The sequence below is a fragment of the Ochrobactrum soli genome, from assembly GCF_003664555.1.
Classification (GTDB): domain Bacteria; phylum Pseudomonadota; class Alphaproteobacteria; order Rhizobiales; family Rhizobiaceae; genus Brucella; species Brucella teleogrylli.
This window is the reverse complement of the sequence record NZ_RCHH01000008.1, coordinates 107403-127028: the sequence shown is the minus strand read 5'-3', so window position 1 is coordinate 127028 and position 19626 is coordinate 107403. Positions and strand designations below refer to the sequence as shown.

Here is a 19626-nt window from a genome sequence, read left to right as displayed (position 1 = left end):
AACCAAATTGAATGGATGGAGTGAGATGGTTCGCAAGAAGAGCCTGAAAGGCGACTATTGCCCCAGTGCGCGGGCGCTGGACGTGATTGGTGACTGGTGGTCGCTGCTGATCGTGCGGGAGGCCTTTGACGATGTGACGCGCTTCAGTGCCTTTCAGAAGAATCTGGGCATTGCGCGCAATATTCTGGCCGAGCGTCTGCGCAAGCTGACGGGCGAGGGCATTCTGGAAAGCGTGCCTGATCCCAATGGCGGCGCACATCAGGAATATCGGTTGACTGCGAAAGGGCGCGATCTTCTGCCAGTGGTCGTCGCGTTACGGCAATGGGGCGAGAAGCATCTGTTTACGCCGGAGGAGCCGCATTCACGGCTGGTGGACAGCGTGTCCGGTCACGACATCGCAAAGCTCGACGTGCGCGCACAGGATGGACGCGTACTTTCCGTCGATGATGTCGTTCTGATCAAGGTTCGAGAGGACGATCTCTGAGTATCAGCTCTGGCGTTCGGCGATGAAGCGCGCGGCCTGCTTGAGAATGTCGGCATCCTTGCCGAACGGCGCGAGCAGGCTTTCCGCCTGGGCGACGAGGCCGGACAATTGCTTGCGCGTCCAGTCGATGCCATGCAACGCCACAAGCGTGGCCTTGCCAGCAGCCGCATCCTTGCCCGTTGCCTTGCCCATTGCAGCGGCGTCTGCCGTCACGTCCAGAAGGTCGTCGGCAAGCTGGAAGGCGAGACCAATGGCCGAACCGAATTCCGCCATGCGTTCGCGATCTTCGCAGAAGGCGTCGGCGATGATGGCTCCTGCTTCGCAGGCAAAGCGGATCAGCGCGCCGGTCTTCATCGCCTGAAGCGTGATGATACCGGCTTCGTCTGGCTTTTTTGTCTCGGCCATCAGATCGAGGGCCTGCCCGCCCGCCATTCCGCCAAGGCCGGAAGCGCGGGCAAGGGCGGAAACCAGTTTTACGCGCACGGAGGAATCGAGATCGGTCTCGTCAGCGGCAATAATGTCGAAGGCGTAGGTGAGGAGGCTGTCGCCCGCGAGAATCGCAGCCGCTTCATCAAACGCCTTATGCACTGTCGGCTGGCCGCGGCGCAAATCATCGTCGTCCATGGCCGGAAGATCATCGTGGACAAGCGAATAGCAGTGGATGCATTCCAGTGCAGCCGCGACCCGCAAGACGGCATCGCCGCTCTTGCCGAACAAGGCCGCACTTTCCACAACGAGGAACGGACGCAGTCTTTTGCCGCCATTCAGCACACCGTGACGCATGGCCGCGATCAGCCGTTCCGGTCGGGCGATCTCGCCGGTGCGCAGGCGCTCGTCAAGAAGCCCGATCAGCGTCGTCTCTACTTCGTGGGCGCGACGGTTGAGGGCATCGGTGAATTCGACAGTCACATTTTCCATGAAGATCGGCATGGACGAAAGCGCTAATTTGGTCAACTGGGCATATCGATCAGCACAGGCTTTTTCATCAGACGGTCATCAAACGTTGTGTTTCCAGCTTGTTTCCAACGCAGGATTATGGAATCGGGTTCTATATTATTAAAGAATGGTTTATGTCGCTGGGGGAGTACATCAGGCGGTGGACGTGGCCAAAATCATCATCAAGAGCAAAAACGGGCGCAATTACCTGGCTGATCCCGTGTGGGGGCGCCGCATTGTTCTCGCCTTCCGCTTTCTTGTGGTGCTGGCGGTGTTGCCCCTGTTTCTCCTGCTTGTCTATTCGGTTCCCTTTGTGCGCCCGGTCTCGATGCTGATGGTGAAGGACTATGTTCTGTTGCAGGATGTGGACCGGCGCTGGGTGAGCATCGATGATATTTCCCCGCATTTGATCAATTCGGTCATGATGGCGGAAGACGGTCAGTTTTGCAGCCATGGCGGCGTGGACTGGCATCAACTGAGCATCGTGCTGGATGATGAGGGCGGCCCAAGCCGGGGTGCTTCCACCATCACCATGCAGACGGTGAAAAATCTCTTCCTGTGGAATGGACGCTCTTTCATTCGCAAGGGGCTGGAATTTCCGCTGGCGCTGGCCGCCGATGCAATTCTGTCGAAGCGGCGCATCATGGAGATTTACCTGAATATCGCCGAATGGGGACCGGGCATTTATGGCATCGAAGCCGCCGCGCAGCATTATTTCAAGCGACCGGCGGCAAAGCTCAATGCGCAGCAGGCAGCCCTTCTCGCCGTGACGCTGCCCAATCCGGCGCTGCGCAATCCGGCCAAGCCGACCCGCAACATGCAGCGCCTCGCACGGGTCGTTGCCGGTCGCGCGGTGCGCTCCGGCCCCTATGTGACCTGCGTACAATAAATGCGGGTCATGAAAAAAAGATCAGACTCCGGCTGGTCAAAGCCCGCAAGAGCGTGTATAGGCACCTGACTTTCCGGAATTTTGTCCGCTGTGACAGGCTCCACCGGGGCCGTGCCGGACGTTTATTGACCGATCAGTGGAGCTGGATCCATGGCAGTACCTAAAAGAAAAACGTCTCCGTCGAAGCGCGGCATGCGCCGTTCGGCTGACGCTCTGAAGGCCCCGACCTATGTCGAGGACAAGAACTCGGGCGAACTTCGTCGTCCGCATCATATCGATCTGAAGAGCGGTATGTATCGCGGCCGTCAGGTCCTCGAAGCTAAGGAATAGGTCTGACGCTGCGGTTACCGCGGCTAGCAGACAGGTTTCAAAAACGCCGTTTCCGGGAAGCCGGAAGCGGCGTTTTATTTTATTATCTTTTGGAATTTTAGAGAAACAAAGAATAAATCACCTGAAACAGCCACCCTAAACTGACCGGACATTTTTCCGCCTCAATTTATTTCTTGATTAATAAAGTATATTTATTTTATTGGGTGGATACAAAATGGATAATTTTGTTAGAGCAATTATATTGAACTCTGGAATTTCATTTAATTCCGTGTCCTCGTTTTTCTACATACTAGATAATACTCGCTATAACGAGGATGCAACTATGGATATGTCTGACACGCCACAGCGAGTAGGCAACGTCGAGCAAGCACAGCCCGGCGCTGTGGTTCATTTTGCGAGCAAGAACTTGCGATGACAGATCAAAAATAAAGGCCGCGAGTATTTCGCGGCCTTTCTCATTTTGTGCTCAGCCTGCATCCGCAGCAAAGCCTGCCTTTTCTATACCGGCGATCGCGACAGCTTCGTCATTGTCGGACGTATCTCCTGAAACACCGACAGCGCCGATAATTTCTCCATCGCTATTCTTGATGATGACACCGCCCGGCACAGGAACGATTCTGCCGCCGGAGACGCCCGAAAGACCTTCCAGAAAATGCGGGCGGTCCTTGGCCTGATTGTGCAGCCAGCGCGAACCGCTTCCGACCGCCAGAGCGCCGAAAGCCTTACCGGATGCGATTTCGAAGCGCAGGATCGACGTGCCGTCCTGACGCTGAAACGCCTTGAGATTGCCGCCAGCATCGAAAACCGAGACCGCCAGCGGCTTGAGCTTCAGTTCGGCGGCCTTGGCAAAGGCCGTCGCGATGATGGAATTGGCCTGATCGAGCGTGAGTTGGACCATGGGGAACCCTCCTGTTTCAATGCGGCCAGTGTAGCGCCTGTCGGATGATCCGCATCCGCTAAAGTACTTCGTTTTCGGAGAAACAGCTTTTCGCTTTGCTGAAGGTTTGATGTAATCCTTGCCAAGGCGCGCTTTTTGGTTTTTCTCTGTCGCAACAGTTTGTCACGGAGGAATAGCATGACTGCCGCAACCGATCCGAAAGCTATCGTTATCGCCAGCGCCGCGCGTACGGCGGTGGGCTCCTTCAACGGTGCTTTCGCCACTGTTCCCGCCCATGAACTGGGCGCGACGGTCATCAAGGCGGCTCTGGAACGGGCGGGTGTTGCTGCTGATGACGTCGATGAGGTTATTCTCGGACAGGTGTTGACGGCAGGCGAGGGGCAGAACCCGGCGCGTCAGGCTGCTATGGCGGCTGGCTGCCCGAAAGAAGCAACGGGCTTTGCGATCAACCAGCTTTGCGGCTCGGGCTTGCGCGCCGTTGCGCTCGGCATGCAGCAGATTCAGTCGGGCGATGCGAAAGTTATCGTCGCTGGCGGTCAGGAATCGATGTCCATGGCGCCGCATTGCGCGCATCTGCGCGGCGGCGTGAAGATGGGCGATTTCAAAATGATCGACACCATGATCAAGGACGGACTGACCGATGCGTTTCATGGCTATCACATGGGGATCACCGCAGAAAACATTGCGCGCCAGTGGCAACTGACCCGCGCCGATCAGGATGAATTCGCGCTCGCGTCCCAACAGAAGGCAGAAGCGGCGCAGAAGGCCGGAAAGTTCGAGGATGAAATCGTCCCGTTCACCGTCAAGACGCGCAAGGGCGATGTTGTCGTTTCATCCGACGAATATATTCGTCCGGGCGCGACCCTCGAAGCGCTGACCAAGCTGAAGCCAGCTTTCGACAAGGAAGGCACGGTGACGGCGGGCAATGCATCCGGCCTCAATGACGGCGCTGCGGCAGTCGTGCTGATGGAAGCCGAGGAGGCAAGCAAGCGTGGCGTCAAGCCGCTGGCGCGCATCGTTTCCTGGGCAACGGCTGGCGTCGATCCCTCGATCATGGGGACGGGTCCGATCCCAGCCACGCGCAAGGCGCTGGAAAAGGCTGGCTGGACGGTGGCCGATCTGGAACTGGTGGAAGCTAATGAAGCTTTCGCCGCGCAATCCTGCGCCGTGGTTCGTGATCTGGGTCTCAACCCGGAAATCGTCAACGTCAATGGTGGCGCAATTGCTATCGGTCATCCGATTGGCGCTTCCGGCGCGCGGGTACTGACCACGCTGCTCTATGAAATGAAGCGCCGCGATGCCAAGCGCGGGTTGGCGACGCTCTGCATTGGCGGCGGCATGGGTGTTGCCATGTGTGTCGAGCGCGACTGATCAACTTACCGATCAGGCTTTATCTTTTGGGCAGGCTGTGGGTTTCTGCAGCCTGCCTTTTTATGTCCGCAATGGCAGGTTTGATGGCGAATGAGGGATAGGGCTGTTTTGGATCACCCGCTCAAAGGTTAACGCCAAACGCCTTCTCTGTTCGTTTTAGGGTGTATCGTTGCGTCAGCTGATGTTTCAATATGGTGCGGTTTGGCAAAAGCCTACCAGATGTGGTGAGAACAAAGAGGGAAAATTGATCGATCACCGATTCGTCGCCGATTCGTTCCGGCTTTGGCCTGAAGGTTAATGAAAATGGCTTTGGCGGCTTGATGTTCGATAACCAACTATTAGGAATTGTTAAGTTTTCTTTAAGCTGCTCAAACTGTCATCGCTCACTCTTGACGCGCTTTGGTCAAAAGTTAACGGCGATGGTGTTTTGTTCTGTTTATGTCAGGACGTTGCGCATGGGAGACTCAGCATATGGTGCCTATCGAAAATCCGGTTACCATATGTTGCCGTGAACAAAAGGCGAAGGAATCAGAGTCAGCGATTCGTAGCCGATTCGTTCCAGAGTCGTTCTATTCGTTAAATTGGACCCTTTGTTAAAATCGGGCGTTTGGTAAAACTGTCAGGCTGCCTATGTAAAAACTCGGGCGGCTTAAACTTAACAGGAGCGCTTTCGGCCAAGGTCGTATAGTGCTATCGCAACACACGACAATCGGCACCCCAGTTGCATGTTGGGGTGCTTGTACCGGGAATCAATTATTGGCATGAACCAACGCCCTGCCCATGATTTGCCGCTGAGCTTGAGCGGTCGCGACGTGACTGCGGTGCTGGGGCCGACCAATACAGGCAAAACCCATCTCGCCATCGAGCGCATGCTGTCGCACGGCAGCGGCATGATTGGCCTGCCGCTGCGCCTTCTGGCGCGTGAGGTCTATAATCGTGTCGTGGAGCGGGTGGGCGTCGCCAATGTCGCGCTGGTCACGGGCGAGGAAAAGATCGTCCCGCCCACTGCGCGTTATTCCGTCTGCACCGTCGAAGCCATGCCGCGCCGCACCGATGTGGCATTCGTCGCCATCGACGAGGTGCAACTCGCGGGCGATCTGGAACGCGGGCATATTTTCACAGATCGCATTTTGCATCTGCGCGGACGGCAGGAAACACTCCTGCTCGGTGCCGCCACCATGCGCGCCATTCTGGAAAAGCTCCTGCGCGGCATCAATGTGGTGACGCGTCCGCGCCTGTCGCATCTGGCCTATGCCGGTTCCAAAAAGATCACGCGCTTGCCGAACCGTTCGGCCATCGTCGCTTTTTCCGCCGACGAGGTTTACGCCATTGCCGAGCTGATCCGTCGCCAGCGCGGCGGGGCTGCGGTGGTTATGGGGGCTTTGTCGCCGCGCACACGCAATGCGCAGGTCGAGCTTTATCAGTCCGGCGATGTGGACTTTCTGGTCGCGACCGATGCCATCGGCATGGGGCTCAATCTCGATGTCGATCATGTGGCCTTCGCGCAGAACCGCAAATTCGACGGATATCAGTTCCGTGATCTGACGCCAGCCGAAGTGGGGCAGATTGCCGGTCGTGCCGGTCGTCATCTTCGCGATGGCACATTTGGCGTGACGGGGCAGGTGCAGCCCTTCGACGACGAGATGGTCGAACGGGTGGAAGCGCATAATTTCGATCCGGTGAAAGTGCTGCAATGGCGCACGGAGCGTTTCGACTTTTCGTCGATTGAAGCCTTGCGCCGATCACTGGAAACACCGGCACCAGTCGAGGGGCTGGCCAAGGCTTTGCCGGCTGTCGACCAGCAGGCGCTTGAAAATCTGTCGAAAGACGGAGAGATTGTGCGCCTCGCGACAACACCGGCGCGGATTGAACTTTTGTGGGATGCCTGTGCACTCCCGGATTATCGTAAGATCGCACCGGCACAACATGCCGATATCATTGCGTCTATCTATCAGGATCTAGTGCGCCGAGGGAGCGTCGATGAAGATTATATGAGCGAACAGGTGCGCCGCGCCGACAGTACAGAGGGGGAAATCGACACTCTGTCGCACCGCGTGGCGCAAATTCGAACCTGGACTTTTGTGTCGCACAGGCCCGGATGGCTTGCCGATCCGACACACTGGCAGGAAAAGACGCGCGAAATAGAGGACAGATTGTCCGACGCGCTTCATGAAAGGTTGACGAAACGCTTTGTAGACCGCAGGACAAGCGTGCTTATGAGGCGCCTGAGAGAGAATGCCATGCTTGAAGCAGAAATCAGCCCGGCCGGAGACGTGAGTGTCGAAGGCCACAATGTTGGGCAACTGGAAGGATTCCGTTTCACCGCCGACGTCCAGGCCGAAGGGCCAGACGCGAAGGCGGTGAAGACGGCTGCGCAAAAGGCGCTGGCCGCCGAGTTCGATCGCCGTGCGGAGCGCTTTGCGGCTGCTCCCAACGGAGACTTCGCACTTGGTTCGGACGGTGTGTTGCGCTGGGTCGGTGCAACCGTTGCAACTTTGGTCGCCGGTGACGACATTATGAAGCCGCGCACGGTGATCCTTGCCGACGAACAGCTCACCGGTCCTGCACGGGACAAGGTTGCTGCGCGCATCGATCGTTTCGTGGCTCACCACATCGAAACCGTTCTGAAGCCTCTGACCGATCTGGCCGGCGCCGACGCGCTGACCGGCATGACGCGCGGTCTCGCTTTCCAGATCGTTGAGAATCTCGGCATTCTCCAGCGTCGCGAGGTGGTGGAGGAAGTGCGCGGTCTCGATCAGGATTCGCGTGCGGCACTGCGTCGCCTCGGCGTGCGCTTCGGCGCCTATCACGTGTTCATGCCCATGCTGCTGAAGCCGGCTCCCGCCGGTCTCATCACGCTGCTCTGGGCCTTGAAGAACGATGGCCGCGAGCGTGCCGGTTACGGCGATGTGGTCAATGTTCTGGCCGCTGGTCGTACCTCGGTTGTGGTCGATCCGGCTTTCGATCCGATGTTCTATCGTCTGGCAGGCTATCGTGTGCTGGGCCGTCGTGCGGTTCGCATCGATATTCTGGAGCGTCTTGCCGATCTCATCCGTCCGGCTCTGGCCTGGCGTCCGGGTTCGGGTACGCGTCCGGATGGCGCTTATGACGGCGGACGTTTCATCGTCACGCCTGCCATGATGTCGATCCTCGGTGCGACCACTGAAGACATGGAAGAAATCCTGAAAAGCCTGGGCTATCGCCATGAGGCGATGGAAGCTGGCGATGTTGCCGCCAAGCTTGCGGAACTGGATGCCTTTGCTGCCGAAGCTGCCGCCAAGGATGCAGGCGCTGCCGTTTCTGCTGTTGCAGCGGAAGCGGAAAAGCCTGCCGTGCCTGCGGCGGAACCGGTGCCTGCGCCGGTTGTCGCTGTTGAAGTGAAGACCGAAGAGACCGCACCTGTGGCTGACGCGCCTGCTGCAGAAGCCGCTGCACCTGCCGGTGACGCGGTTGCGGAAGAGCCGAAGCCGGTTCTCCTGTGGCGTCAGGGCCGTTTCGAAGGTCGTAGCCGCAATCAGGACCAGAACAACCGTCAGCGTCATGGTGGCCAGCACAATCGCGGCCAGCAAAACGAGGCGCGCAAGTCCGAAGGCGGCGACGAGCAAAATGCGCGTGGCGGCAAGCGTTTCGACAAGAACAAGCGCCACAACCATGACGGCGAAGGTCAGGGCAAGCGCGAAGGCTTCAAGGGCAAGCCGCGTGACGGTGGCGGTCGTGATCGCCAGCCGAAGCGCGATCACGCTGCCCCCCATGGCGCGTCTAATGGCAACAAGCGTTTCGAACAGGAACGTCCGGCACGGATCGATCCCGACTCGCCGTTTGCCAAGCTGCTGGCTCTCAAGGAGCAGATGAAGAAGTAAGATGACCGGCGAACACAGCGGAAGACAGCGTATCGACAAGTGGCTGTTTTTCGCGCGCGTGGTCAAATCAAGATCGCTGGCGGCGAAACTCGCCGTCGGCGGCAAGGTCCGGGTCAACCGGGATAAGATCGAGCAGGCCGCTCATCAGGTGAAAATCGGCGATGTGCTGACCATCACGCTTGATCGCCGCATCCTCGTTTACAAAGTGCTTCTGCCCGGCGAACGGCGGGGTCCTGCTCCGGAAGCCCAGCTTCTCTATGAAGATTTGTCGCCAGCGCCAGCCTCTTCGTCCGAGACGACGGCGGCTGCCCTGCCGAAGCGCGAAAGCGGCGCGGGACGCCCCACCAAGAAAGAACGCCGCGATACGGACCGTCTGCGCGGGATTTGATCTGGACGCGTTGCCGCAGCGTTGAAGACAGCTGCGATGGAAATTGCGCCGTAAAGTGTTTTGACGAAAGTGTTTTCTACGCTTAGGGGTTGAGACGAAAAGCCGTTTCTGCTGTCTGGCCTATGCTTACAATGCGGCGATTGCACCCTTGTCAGAGAGAGATAAAATCGCTACCTCACGCTGTGTCACGAAGAACATGGCGATGAAAAGGGTCGGATGATCCGGGATTGCTCCATGGATCGTGATGTCGTGGCGAGATATTCCGTGACGCAGCCATTCCCATGGACCTGTCGAAATATCGGCGCAAATAAACAGGATAGACAAGCCTCCACTCGGGAAGAGGGGCGGTAACAGGAGTTCGACGATGACTTATGTCGTGACCGATAATTGCATTCGCTGCAAATATACGGACTGCGTCGAGGTCTGTCCGGTCGATTGCTTCTATGAAGGCGAGAACATGCTCGTCATCAATCCTGATGAATGCATCGACTGCGGTGTGTGCGAGCCTGAATGCCCTGCCGAAGCGATCAGCCCGGATACTGAGCCTGGCCTCGACAAGTGGCTGGAGCTGAATACGGAATATGCGGCGAAGTGGCCCAATATCACCGTCAAGAAAGATGCCATGCCGGAAGCCAAGGAAATGGACGGCGTCACGGGCAAGCTCGAAAACCATTTCTCCCCGGAGCCCGGCAGCGGCGACTAGGCCCAAAGGCCCGTCTATCGTCTTGTCATCGCATGTAGATTAGCTTTGCCTTTCACTTGCTTTTTCTACACGAAGGCGGCAAAAGACGAATAAAATCACGGGAAAGCACCGGCAAAACAGGTGTATTGAGTTGCCAGACGGGACATATCTGGCAATTTGTTGATTCTTTCGCGAAATTGTGTTAGTCTGCACCAATAATTTCGGTGACTGGACGTCAATTCGTGGCGCAAAAGCGTTTTTCTCAGAAAGGCTGATGTTTTTTACCGGGCTAAAATTGGCACCGGGGTGGATGATTGCGATCAAACGCAAGGTCCTGAAAAGTTGTTGGCTTCTCAGGGCGGTTTTATGCGCCGCAACACCATTCCGTTCCTGCTCCTTTTCTTGCCCGTTAGAGAAAATCTGCCGTTAGAGGCGTTTCCGGTTCATCGCATGTTGCAGTCAGATGAAAAGCATCTGACGCCGCATAAATGCGCCTAACAGCGGCTCAGAGTGCCGATCTGCTTATGAGATCGACTTGCTCTGGTGCCGACAACAGCTTCCGCGCTTCTCAGAAGTGCGGTCGGGTATCATGTGTCAACCGGCGGGTCGCGCCGGGCACAACAGGGAGTATTGAAGCGTATGTCATCCCAGCAGAAAAAATCCGCAATCCGTGGTGGTTTCAAGACCGGTGAGTCGATTGTGTATCCGGCTCATGGCGTTGGTCAGATCGTAGCGATCGAAGAGCAGGAAGTGGCTGGTCACAAGCTTGAACTTTTCGTGATCGATTTCGAAAAAGACAAGATGCGTCTGAAGGTTCCGGTCGCCAAGGCTGCAACCATCGGTATGCGCAAGCTGTCGGAAACGGATTATGTGGAGCGTGCTCTGAAGGTGGTGCAAGGTCGTGCTCGTGTGAAGCGTACCATGTGGTCGCGCCGCGCGCAGGAATATGATGCGAAGATCAATTCCGGCGATCTGATCTCGATTTCGGAAGTCGTGCGCGATCTTTTCCGTGCCGAAAACCAGCCGGAGCAGTCCTATTCGGAACGCCAGCTTTATGAAGCTGCGCTCGACCGCATGGCTCGCGAAATCGCAGCCGTCAACAAGCTGTCGGATACCGAAGCTGTCCGTCTGATCGAAGCCAATCTGGCCAAGGGGCCGAAGCGCGGCAAGGCCGATGCTGAAGCCGACCTTGAAGACGATGAAGTCGAAGCTGCATAAGTTTTGCTTTTCTTGATGTTTAAAAAGCCCGGCGAAAGCCGGGTTTTTTATTTGTGCTGTTCAAAGCGCCTCGTTTCACGCTGGTCTGTTTATGTTGGGCGGTGACGGATATTTGCTTCAAAGTGGAATTGTTTTCTCAAGCGATTGTTTACCCCAGCCGGCTTTTGTCAGCGTTGTCAGATATTTATACTTTTCGAAGGGAACCAGATCGCTTTTCGCGCGTTGTGAAAAGATACCAGTTCGTAATGGGTCTGTTTTGCGGCGTTTGAACGTGTGCCTCAAGACTGTTCCGAGAGGGCGTTCTGAACGACTTATGTAAGTGTTCAATTGTTCTTCGTGTAACTGGCATATCCTTCAGCCTGGCGTCCAGAAGGGTGCCAGTTCAGAACAGGAGAACCAGATGAAGCCGTCATCAATAAGCAGTTCTTCCGCAGTTCCCGCACCTCGCATGCTTCCGGCTGCGCGTAATCTCCCAACGCCAGCCTCATCCTCCCAATCCATGATCCGCAGCGCAATGTCGGCTCCTTATCTGGAGCGCGAAGAGGAGCGGGCTCTCGCCATTCGCTGGAAAGAATTGAAAGACCAGGATGCCCTGCATCGCATCACATCCGCGCATATGCGCCTTGTGATTTCCATGGCCGGGCGTTTTCGCAAGTTCAAGCTGCCGATGAATGATCTCATTCAGGAAGGCTATGTCGGTCTTCTGGAGGCCGCTGCCCGTTTCGACCCGGACCGGGAGGTGCGTTTCTCAACTTATGCTTCCTGGTGGATACGCGCATCCATGCAGGACTATATTCTGCGCAACTGGTCCATCGTTCGCGGGGGCACGAGCTCGGCCCAGAAAGCCTTGTTCTTCAACCTTCGCCGTCTGCGCTCGAAACTTGCCCAGGCTGACGACAGCATGACCAAGGCCGAAATCTATCGCGAGATTTCGGATCAGCTTGGCGTTTCGGCCACCGATGTGGAGTTCATGGACAGTCGCCTGTCCGGGCCTGACAGCTCACTGTCCGCTCCGGTCAACAATGATGAGTCCGGGGCTTCGCGGCGCATGGACTTTCTGGTCGACGATCATCCGCTTCAGGATGAAGTTGCCGAAAGCTCCATCGATATGGAACGCCGGAACCAGTGGCTGCATGTGGCGCTGCACTCGCTCAATGAGCGCGAGCTGCACATCATCCGCGAGCGGCGTCTGGACGATGATGGCGTGACACTGGAGGCGCTGGGCGAAAAGCTCGGTATTTCAAAGGAACGTGTGCGCCAGATCGAAAGCCGCGCGCTGGAAAAGCTCAAGATTGCTCTGCTCAGCCAGCATGAACTGGCAGCCTATCAGGCTTGAGAAGCGGATAAATCAGGCAACGCAAGAAAAGGGGCGGTTCGACCGCCCTTTCTTTTGGGGTCAGGACTTGTCGCCTTCGAGGCGGTTTGTCCAATCTTCGACCTTGCGGTTTTCCAGACGGCGCACCGCATAGCGCTTCCAGCTATCAGCCAGATGCGGGATATTGGCCATGAGCGCCAGCTCGTCGTAATTCAGCATATCGACATAAAGCAGATGCCAGACGCGGTGCAGCGACCATTCCGGTGAAAGACGGTCGACCAGCACTATGCTGTCGCCAGTCTCCGCTTCCCCTTCTTCCAGCACGCGATAATACCAGCCGGTACGTCCGGTCTTCTGGACGCGGATTGCCATGTCCGGCGTTTCGAAACGCGCATTAAGCTTCCAGCAGGGCTGACGTCCTTGCGACACTTCGACCAGCGCGGTTCCGAAACGGAAACGGTCGCCGACAGCGACGTTGTGTTCGTCGAGGCCGGTGGTGGAAATATTCTCGCCAAAAGCGCCAGCTGCGCCGAGGCGGTGATTGTCGCCGATATCCTTGCGCCACAGGGCGTAATGATCGCGTGGATAATGATGCAGCGCCTTTTCCGGCCCGCCATGCACCTTGCGATCGCCTTGCTCATCGCAATCCAGCCCGACTGATGTGACGCGGACCTTGCCGGTGACGGGGCGCTTGTCGATGGCGCTTGGCGCGTTGCGCGGACCGAGCGGAGCGATCTGGCCTGCAAGCAAGGCGTCGATGCGGGTTTCCATGTTACTCACTGATGATTTTCACACGGTCGCCGACCGAGACGGTGGCGCCGGCTGGCATAGCGTTGAGCAGGCGGAACAGTTCCAGCTTGCGTGTGGTGCCCTGAACCCGTGACGAAAGGCTCGCCATGGTGTCACCCGGCTTCACCGTCACAACGCGGATGCGCAGCGGCTTGATGGCGTTCTGCTCGGCAGGTGTCAGAAGACGGAAGGACTGCGTCACCGTCTGCGAGGCCGGAAGCAGCGCGGTGCTGCCCTTTGGCGCGGCGGTGAGGAAACGATAGACCTTATCATTTGCGCCAATCACCACGATGTCGAACTGCCAGCGGTCGGCAGCGGCACGTGCAGTTGCGGCTGGCAATCCATTGACGGTGGTTGACTGAATGGAGCTTTCATCCAGCCCCGTGACCCAGCCCGATTTGATATAATCGGTGAGGCTGGAACCGGATGGCAGGGATGCGCCGTCAAACCGGATCGCCACTTCGCCCGGACCGCTCGCCATGACGGCGGTGGCGGAATTGTCGATGGTGAAGCCGTCGGGCGCGCGGAACGTTACGCCGAGCTTCGGATGGATGAAGGTCTGTTCGCGAATATAGCCCTCATTGGGCGAGTCGCCGTAAAGCAGCCCGTCAATGCCATTGAGGAACGAATCACGGTCGGTTGTACCGACGCCCGGCGCGCCGATACGGCGGGCATGGCCGAGCGCCAGTTCGATGCGTTGCGGCGTTGCGGGATGGCTCGCGAGGAAGTCGAGGCTGGCATCGGTCGCGCCGGATACGGAACGGAAACCGGTATAGGCTTCCATCGATTGCAGGAAACGTGCCGAGGCGAATGGATCATACCCCGCTTCGCCGATCATCTTGATGCCGATGGCATCGGCTTGCAGTTCCTGATTGCGCGAGAACTGGGCAAGCCGCAGCTTGCCGCGAATGAGCGCTTCGCGGCTGGCCGATTCATTATGCAGCACTTCGCTGGCCACGCGACCGGCGATCTCTGTCTCCGCTTCCTTCTCCTGCCGCAAAATGCCGTGATTGGCGACGACGTGGCCCATTTCATGGGCGATCACGGCTGCGACTTCCGAGGAATCATTGGCGAGCGCCAGCAGGCCGCGCGTCACATAGAGATAGCCGCCGGGCAGGGCAAAGGCGTTGATGTTGGGCGAATCGAGAATGGTGATGCGATAGGTCTGCTCTGGCTTGTCGGAAACGGTGGTAAGCTTGCCCACGATCTTCGCAACCATGCGCTCCAGCCGCTGGTCCTTATATTCGCCGCCATAGGTGGCGAGGATGCGCGGATGCTGTTGCGCGCCGATCTGCGCCAGCTTGTCGTTGCGCGTCACATTATCGACCGTCACCGGATTGTCCGATGGCTGCAAGCCGAGATCCTTGCTGGAATTGATCGACTGGCAGCCGGAAATCAAGGCGACAGCAAACAAGCCAAAGCCAATGGCTGCTTTCCGCCAATTGCGCTGCGCCCGTTCTGGCAGGGAGACTGGAAGACACAGGGAGGCCCGGATACGGGTCTTGTGACGGAACAGTATTTTATCCTCGCGATTCATAGATCATCAGGTCGTCCGCAAATCTAGTCACAGACCAGCAGACGTACAAGCGGCCCAATAGAGTTGAATACGGTTCTTCCGGGCGGATTGCGAACAAAATATGTCCGCACCCGTAACTCTATTTGAGATTTACCCGCGCTTGTCACCGATATAGCGCCGCAGCGCTTCAGGTCCAGTCTCCGACAGGAGGTCGCGAGCGTGGCCTTGCGCCGCAACCGCACCATTTTCGATGAACAGCAATTGCGCATCGAGATAGAGCGCATCTTCCGGCGTGTGCGTAACCATCAACACAGTCATGCCGGTTTCGCGGCGCAATTCATTGACGAGATCGAGCATCTGATGGCGCAATGCTGGCCCAAGCGATGCAAAGGCTTCGTCCAGCAGCAGCACCGGGCGTTCGCGAACAAGTGCGCGGGCAATCGCCACACGCTGGCGTTCGCCACCGGACAGGGCTTCGGGCTTGCGCTGCTCCTTGTCCTTGAGGCCGACGCGGGTCAGCGCTTCGGCGATGGCTGCGCGGTCGCTATCCGTCAGTTTCAGGTTTGGTGCGCGACCAAGGCCGATATTTTGCGCGACGGTGAGATGGGCAAACAGGTTGTTTTCCTGAAACACCATCGAAACTGGCCGCTCCGGTGGCGGCAGTCGGGTCACATCGACACCGCCGATGGCAATGGTGCCGGATGAGGGCGTCTCAAAACCGGCAATGAGGTTCAGAAGCGTGGATTTGCCGGAGCCGCTTGGGCCCACAATGGCCGCAATGGCGCCGCCCGCGATCGTCAGGTCGAAGCGCATTGCGGTTTCGCCATAGCTGAAGCGCACGTCGGTAAGGCGGATGTCGGCGGATGCAGTCATGCGTTGAAATTCACTTTCCGGGATATGGCAGCACGGTCGGCAAGCATCATCAGACCAAGGCAGAGAAGCCCCAGAATGAGCGCCAGACCGGCGGCATCGAATGTGCGGTAACTACCCATGCGCTGCAAGAGAAGATAGGGCAGGGTCATCAGCGCATCGCTGCCGAACAGTGCGATTGTGCCAAGATCGCCGATGGAAAGCGCCATGGCGAAAGCGAAGGCCATGCCGAAAGGCTTGCGGATCGACGGCCAGTCGATGAGCCGCAGCCGGTTGAAGCCCTGAATACCAAGCTGGGCGCAAAGCCGGTTGTGGCGCGCTGCTGCCGTATCCCAGGCCGGGCGCAGCAGGCGAACGGCAAAAGGCATGGCCATGGCCGCGTTGACCGTCACCACCATCACCGGCGCAATTGTGAAGGGATCGGTGATGTGGCGAAGCAGGATGAACCATCCGGCACCGATCACGATGGATGGCATGACGAGAATGAGGCTCGCGCCGGTATCGAACAGGCTGGCTATCCGGTTGCTCCTGACCGCTTCCCGCGCTGAAACCAGCGCCAATGAAAGGATGACCGACAAAGTGGCGGTGGAAAAGCCGAGCGCAAGGCTGGTGCCAATTGCCCGCCAGACGGTCTTTTCGCTGAGCAGGCGGCCGAGGTCGGCAGCGAGGCCAGACACGACCACGCCGGCAATCGGCAAGGCGACATAAAGAAAGCCGATGAGAATGGCGACGATGTTGAACAGGCGTTCGCCCCCGGAAGGTCTGCCGTAGCGGCGTGGTGTTGCCGTGTGGGTAAAGCCTTCTTCGGAAGGACGACCGGTCAGACGCAAGGCCAGCAGGATCAACAAGGTCAGGCCGAGCTGGGTGGCGGTGAGCGCAACCGCACGCGCCGGGTCGAAATCGAAATGCAGGCTTTGATAGATCGCCACTTCCAGCGTTGTGGCGCGCGGGCCACCGCCGAGCGTCAGCACGGTGGTAAAACTCGTCACGCAGAGCATGAAGATCAGCCCCGCCATGCCGGGCAGGCTGCGGCGGATAACCGGCCACTCGATCAGCCGGAAACGGGCGCGGTTGCCCATGCCAAGCTGGGCCGCGAGTTTCCAGTAATCGGCGGGTATCGATTCATAGGCGGCGAGGATGAGCCGCACTGCCAGCGGCATGTTGAAGAACACATGCGCGATCAAAATACCGGTAATGCCATAGATATCCGGCTGGAAAGGGTATCCCACAGTGTCTGATATATGGGCGATGAGGCCGTTGCGGCCATAGATGCTGGTCACACCCAGCACAGCGACGAGGGCAGGCAGTGCGAGCGGCAGAGCGAAAAGCCGCAGGATAAGGCCGCGTCCGGGAAAATGCGCTTCCGAATGGAGGGCGCGGGCAACGGGGATCGCGAAGGCGACCGAAAGCAGGCTGGATGCGATGGCTTGTGTGATGGTGAAACGGGCGGTTCGCCAGAGATAGGCATCGAAATTTGCGGCGGCATCGAAGCCGCCGCTGGCCTCAAAGGCAAGTGCGACGAGCGCACCACCGGCCAGCACGGCAAGGAAAGCCAGCGCCAAAGCCCCCGCGACGGGTTTCATCGCGGGGGTGGGGTGGGTAGCTTTGCTTGCCGGAGCGTTTATCATTTGCTGGTGGCTGCCAGCCATTCATCGACCCAGGCCTTGCGGTTCTTCGCAACCTCGTCGGATGGAATGAGCAAGGTCTTTTCCGGCTTCGGCAAAGCGTCGAATGCGGCGGGCAACGGCGTCGAGGTCTTGCCTGCCGGGAACATCCAGTTGGTTTCGGGAATCACATCCTGAAAGCCGGGGCCGGTCATAAAGGAGAGGAATTTCTGCGCCAGCGGGTTCTTGGCGCCGGTCGTCGTCTGGGCGGCCAGTTCGATCTGCAGATAATTGCCTTCCGGAAAGGCCAACGCCTTGTAGCGATCCGTCTTCTCCGCGATGACATGATAGGCGGGCGAACTGGTATAAGAGAGTACCATCGGCGCTTCACCCTTGGTGAAGAGACCATAGGCTTCAGACCAGCCCGGCGTGACGGTGAGAATGCGCTTTTGCAGCTTCTGCCAGGCGTCGTCCGCCTGATCGCCATAGACGGACTTCATCCACAACAGCATGCCGAGGCCGGGCGTCGAGGTGCGCGGGTCCTGAAGCACGAGCTTCTGCGACGGGTCGCCTTCGACCAGTTCTTTCAGGCTCTTGGGCGGATTGGGCAGCTTTTCCGAATCATAGACGACGGCGAAATAGCCATAGTCATAGGGTACGAAAATATCGTCCTTGAAGCCGCCCGGCACGCTGACATTGCCAAGATCGATGCCGCTTGGCGCAAAGTAGCCGCTGGCGCGCGCTTCCGTGGTCAGATTGGTGTCGAGACCCAGCACGATATCGGCCTTGGTGTTGCCGCCTTCGAGCTTCAGCCGGTTGAGCAGCGCCACGCCATCGGCGGAAGCAACCCAGTTGATCTCGCAGTCGCATTCCTTCTCGAAGCTTTCCTTCACCTTGGGACCGGGGCCCCATTCAGAAATGAAACTGTCATAGGTGTAGATGGTGAGCTTGTCTTTCGCCTGCGCTGCGGGCGTAAGGCTTACCGCTGCCGCGAAAGAGAAGGCCAGCAAAGATAACAGCCGCATAACGGCACGTCCTTTCATCATGTTAAAAGGATATAGCGCCGCTTGGGTTCAGGAACACAATCATCACCGAAAGGTTGGAACTTGAAGCTGCAACTTTTCGGGATCGTGCCGCAGAGCAGCATCTAATCCCTCCGCCGGTGCAAACCGGATCAGGTTCGGCGGGTTGGCTTTTTGAAAAGCCTCTCAGCCATCTGCTTGCGCCGATGGCACCCCGTTAGAGCGTTGCGACATTAATATGTCAGGCCGTGAAGGGCAAGAGAGGCAAAACCATCGACAAGTCGGGCACAACGGACTTCCGGCTGCGATTTGCCCATGATATGAGCGACTTATGAGCACATTCGTCATCCTTCTCGGCGGCGATCTTGTCGTAACCGAACGGCTGCGGCAGCAGATAGCCGGCGCGCGCATTCTTGCCGCCGACGGCGGCATTCGTCATGCGGCGGCATTGGGCGTCGAGCCAGAACTTTGGCTTGGCGATTTCGATTCGACGCCACAAGCGCTCGTTGAACAATATGCGCATGTGCCGCAAAAGACATTTCCCCGCGCCAAGGACATGACGGACGGCGAACTGGCTTTCGAGGAAGCGTTTGCCCGTGGCGCAACGCGCGCCATTTTGTGCGGCGCTTTCGGCGGACAGCGCACCGATCACACGCTTCTGCATCTCACCATGGCGACGGCGCAGGCGGAAAAGGGGCGGAACGTCTTTCTTTCCAGCGGTGCGGAAGAAGCCTGGCCGGTGACATCCGGCGAATTTGCCTATGATTTTCCAGATGGTACGCTGTTCAGCGTCATCAGTTTTTCGGCTTTGGACGGACTTTCAATCACAAATGCCGAGTGGCCGTTAGACAACGTGACCTTACCTTTTGGTTCTTCGTGGACTGTTTCCAATATAGTGCGTGGAACACTTCGTATTACTGTGCGTTCTGGCTTAGCGATACTTGTCGCAAACTTAAGTTCTGAACACGCCAACAGTGTGCCGCTAACCTTACCGATTGAAAAGGCTTGACGCTCGATAGCGAAACGTATTTCAAATGCAGCAAGCGGGTAAATTCGCTAACGCCGAAATTGGGGACGCAAAATCGGCACCTGAAATGTCAACTTTGACAGGAGATTGTTTGATGAAATCACGTCTTTCCATGATTGCGGTTGCCGGGGTGCTCGCTTTGTCAACAGCAGCCTGCACGACCAACGAACAGCGTACGGCTGGTTACGGCGTTGGCGGTGCAGCAATCGGCGCTCTTGCCGGTGGTGCAATTGGCGGCAATGGCCGTGGCGCTCTCACGGGTGCAGCGATCGGCGCTGTCGCCGGTACGCTGGTGGGCGCTGCCCAGTCGCGCAATGGCGTGCAGTACTGCCGCTATCGTGACAATTACGGCCGCATCTACGAAGCGCGTTGCCAATAAGTTCGCGCCACTAAGCTCGGCAAGCTCGCAGAGCTTGAGCCGGCTTAG

General features: G+C 57.9%; 19 protein-coding genes and 1 riboswitch. Of the genes, 11 read left to right on the top strand and 8 right to left on the bottom strand.

Annotated elements, in window-relative coordinates; translation table 11 throughout:
- Positions 1-25: 25 nt before the first annotated feature.
- Positions 26-484 carry a winged helix-turn-helix transcriptional regulator gene (locus D8666_RS15275; protein WP_121538609.1) on the top strand — a complete coding sequence of 153 codons (459 nt, stop codon included), beginning with the start codon at positions 26-28 and terminating at the stop codon, positions 482-484.
- 3 nt (positions 485-487) lie between these two features.
- Here the strand turns inward: D8666_RS15275 and D8666_RS15270 are convergent, their stop codons facing one another.
- Positions 488-1402, bottom strand: coding sequence for a polyprenyl synthetase family protein (locus D8666_RS15270; protein WP_121538719.1), 915 nt, complete (start codon positions 1400-1402; stop codon positions 488-490).
- A gap of 184 nt (positions 1403-1586) precedes the next feature.
- Between D8666_RS15270 and mtgA the strand changes: the two genes are divergently transcribed.
- Together mtgA and rpmF are read left to right on the top strand one after the other, a co-directional pair.
- A complete protein-coding gene (gene mtgA / locus D8666_RS15265) occupies positions 1587-2309 on the top strand; it encodes a monofunctional biosynthetic peptidoglycan transglycosylase (RefSeq protein WP_171318714.1) in 723 nt (240 codons plus the stop codon).
- 150 nt (positions 2310-2459) lie between these two features.
- Entirely contained in the window at positions 2460-2639 is a 180-nt protein-coding gene (gene rpmF, locus D8666_RS15260; RefSeq protein WP_006467787.1) for a 50S ribosomal protein L32, read from the top strand.
- 466 nt (positions 2640-3105) lie between these two features.
- On the opposite strand, the gene D8666_RS15255 is transcribed toward rpmF, so the two are convergent.
- Positions 3106-3537 carry a GlcG/HbpS family heme-binding protein gene (locus D8666_RS15255; RefSeq protein WP_109369795.1) on the bottom strand — a complete coding sequence of 144 codons (432 nt, stop codon included), beginning with the start codon at positions 3535-3537 and terminating at the stop codon, positions 3106-3108.
- Positions 3538-3714: 177 nt separating this feature from the next.
- Between D8666_RS15255 and D8666_RS15250 the strand changes: the two genes are divergently transcribed.
- From D8666_RS15250 to D8666_RS15240, 3 genes are all read left to right on the top strand, one after another.
- The gene (locus D8666_RS15250; RefSeq protein WP_109369794.1) at positions 3715-4908 is read left to right on the top strand and encodes an acetyl-CoA C-acetyltransferase; all 1194 of its coding nucleotides are present in this window, start codon (positions 3715-3717) and stop codon (positions 4906-4908) included.
- A 761-nt stretch (positions 4909-5669) separates the two neighbouring features.
- Positions 5670-8768, top strand: coding sequence for a helicase-related protein (locus D8666_RS15245; RefSeq protein WP_121538607.1), 3099 nt, complete (start codon positions 5670-5672; stop codon positions 8766-8768).
- 1 nt (position 8769) lies between these two features.
- Positions 8770-9156, top strand: coding sequence for an RNA-binding S4 domain-containing protein (locus D8666_RS15240; RefSeq protein ID WP_121538605.1), 387 nt, complete (start codon positions 8770-8772; stop codon positions 9154-9156).
- A gap of 126 nt (positions 9157-9282) precedes the next feature.
- Here the strand turns inward: D8666_RS15240 and D8666_RS24015 are convergent, their stop codons facing one another.
- On the bottom strand, positions 9283-9480 hold the full coding sequence (locus D8666_RS24015) for a hypothetical protein (RefSeq protein WP_147438007.1): 198 nt from the start codon (positions 9478-9480) through the stop codon (positions 9283-9285).
- Positions 9481-9520: 40 nt separating this feature from the next.
- Here D8666_RS24015 and fdxA point away from each other — a divergent pair, with 40 nt between their 5' ends.
- The 3 genes from fdxA to D8666_RS15225 all read left to right on the top strand — a co-directional run bounded on the left by fdxA (position 9521) and on the right by D8666_RS15225 (position 12392).
- Positions 9521-9859: a ferredoxin FdxA gene (gene fdxA / locus D8666_RS15235; RefSeq protein ID WP_109369791.1), complete on the top strand. Its 339-nt coding sequence runs from the start codon at positions 9521-9523 to the stop codon at positions 9857-9859.
- Positions 9860-10477: 618 nt separating this feature from the next.
- Positions 10478-11056 carry a CarD family transcriptional regulator gene (locus tag D8666_RS15230; protein WP_109369790.1) on the top strand — a complete coding sequence of 193 codons (579 nt, stop codon included), beginning with the start codon at positions 10478-10480 and terminating at the stop codon, positions 11054-11056.
- Positions 11057-11456: 400 nt separating this feature from the next.
- The gene (locus D8666_RS15225) at positions 11457-12392 is read left to right on the top strand and encodes an RNA polymerase factor sigma-32 (protein ID WP_121538603.1); all 936 of its coding nucleotides are present in this window, start codon (positions 11457-11459) and stop codon (positions 12390-12392) included.
- Positions 12393-12452: 60 nt separating this feature from the next.
- On the opposite strand, the gene D8666_RS15220 is transcribed toward D8666_RS15225, so the two are convergent.
- From D8666_RS15220 to thiB, 5 genes are all read right to left on the bottom strand, one after another.
- Positions 12453-13142 (bottom strand): MOSC domain-containing protein, encoded by a 690-nt coding sequence (locus tag D8666_RS15220; protein WP_121538601.1) that lies wholly within the window; start codon positions 13140-13142, stop codon positions 12453-12455.
- 1 nt (position 13143) lies between these two features.
- Positions 13144-14574: a cell division protease CdlP gene (cdlP, locus tag D8666_RS15215; RefSeq protein WP_109370315.1), complete on the bottom strand. Its 1431-nt coding sequence runs from the start codon at positions 14572-14574 to the stop codon at positions 13144-13146.
- A 252-nt stretch (positions 14575-14826) separates the two neighbouring features.
- A complete protein-coding gene (gene thiQ, locus D8666_RS15210) occupies positions 14827-15549 on the bottom strand; it encodes a thiamine ABC transporter ATP-binding protein (protein ID WP_109369787.1) in 723 nt (240 codons plus the stop codon).
- Positions 15546-17195: a thiamine/thiamine pyrophosphate ABC transporter permease ThiP gene (gene thiP, locus D8666_RS15205; RefSeq protein ID WP_371830827.1), complete on the bottom strand. Its 1650-nt coding sequence runs from the start codon at positions 17193-17195 to the stop codon at positions 15546-15548. The genes thiQ and thiP overlap by 4 nt, the downstream gene beginning before the upstream one ends.
- Positions 17171-18175 carry a thiamine ABC transporter substrate binding subunit gene (thiB, locus tag D8666_RS15200; RefSeq protein WP_121538597.1) on the bottom strand — a complete coding sequence of 335 codons (1005 nt, stop codon included), beginning with the start codon at positions 18173-18175 and terminating at the stop codon, positions 17171-17173. The genes thiP and thiB overlap by 25 nt, the downstream gene beginning before the upstream one ends.
- Before the next feature lie 109 nt (positions 18176-18284).
- A riboswitch (TPP riboswitch) is annotated at positions 18285-18399 on the bottom strand.
- 104 nt (positions 18400-18503) lie between these two features.
- Here thiB and D8666_RS15195 point away from each other — a divergent pair.
- The gene (locus D8666_RS15195; RefSeq protein WP_109369784.1) at positions 18504-19181 is read left to right on the top strand and encodes a thiamine diphosphokinase; all 678 of its coding nucleotides are present in this window, start codon (positions 18504-18506) and stop codon (positions 19179-19181) included.
- Positions 19182-19293: 112 nt separating this feature from the next.
- Positions 19294-19578: a YMGG-like glycine zipper-containing protein gene (locus D8666_RS15190; RefSeq protein WP_109369783.1), complete on the top strand. Its 285-nt coding sequence runs from the start codon at positions 19294-19296 to the stop codon at positions 19576-19578.
- Positions 19579-19626 lie beyond the last annotated feature (48 nt).

Coding starts and splice junctions, on each gene's coding strand:
- D8666_RS15275 (WP_121538609.1), top strand. CDS start 26: ATGGTTCGCAAGAAGAGCCTGAAAGGCGACTATTGCCCCAGTGCGCGG.
- D8666_RS15270 (WP_121538719.1), bottom strand. CDS start 1,402: ATGGAAAATGTGACTGTCGAATTCACCGATGCCCTCAACCGTCGCGCC.
- rpmF (WP_006467787.1), top strand. CDS start 2,460: ATGGCAGTACCTAAAAGAAAAACGTCTCCGTCGAAGCGCGGCATGCGC.
- D8666_RS15255 (WP_109369795.1), bottom strand. CDS start 3,537: ATGGTCCAACTCACGCTCGATCAGGCCAATTCCATCATCGCGACGGCC.
- D8666_RS15250 (WP_109369794.1), top strand. CDS start 3,715: ATGACTGCCGCAACCGATCCGAAAGCTATCGTTATCGCCAGCGCCGCG.
- D8666_RS15245 (WP_121538607.1), top strand. CDS start 5,670: ATGAACCAACGCCCTGCCCATGATTTGCCGCTGAGCTTGAGCGGTCGC.
- D8666_RS15240 (WP_121538605.1), top strand. CDS start 8,770: ATGACCGGCGAACACAGCGGAAGACAGCGTATCGACAAGTGGCTGTTT.
- fdxA (WP_109369791.1), top strand. CDS start 9,521: ATGACTTATGTCGTGACCGATAATTGCATTCGCTGCAAATATACGGAC.
- D8666_RS15230 (WP_109369790.1), top strand. CDS start 10,478: ATGTCATCCCAGCAGAAAAAATCCGCAATCCGTGGTGGTTTCAAGACC.
- D8666_RS15225 (WP_121538603.1), top strand. CDS start 11,457: ATGAAGCCGTCATCAATAAGCAGTTCTTCCGCAGTTCCCGCACCTCGC.
- D8666_RS15220 (WP_121538601.1), bottom strand. CDS start 13,142: ATGGAAACCCGCATCGACGCCTTGCTTGCAGGCCAGATCGCTCCGCTC.
- thiQ (WP_109369787.1), bottom strand. CDS start 15,549: ATGACTGCATCCGCCGACATCCGCCTTACCGACGTGCGCTTCAGCTAT.
- thiP (WP_371830827.1), bottom strand. CDS start 17,195: ATGGCTGGCAGCCACCAGCAAATGATAAACGCTCCGGCAAGCAAAGCT.
- thiB (WP_121538597.1), bottom strand. CDS start 18,175: ATGCGGCTGTTATCTTTGCTGGCCTTCTCTTTCGCGGCAGCGGTAAGC.
- D8666_RS15195 (WP_109369784.1), top strand. CDS start 18,504: ATGAGCACATTCGTCATCCTTCTCGGCGGCGATCTTGTCGTAACCGAA.
- D8666_RS15190 (WP_109369783.1), top strand. CDS start 19,294: ATGAAATCACGTCTTTCCATGATTGCGGTTGCCGGGGTGCTCGCTTTG.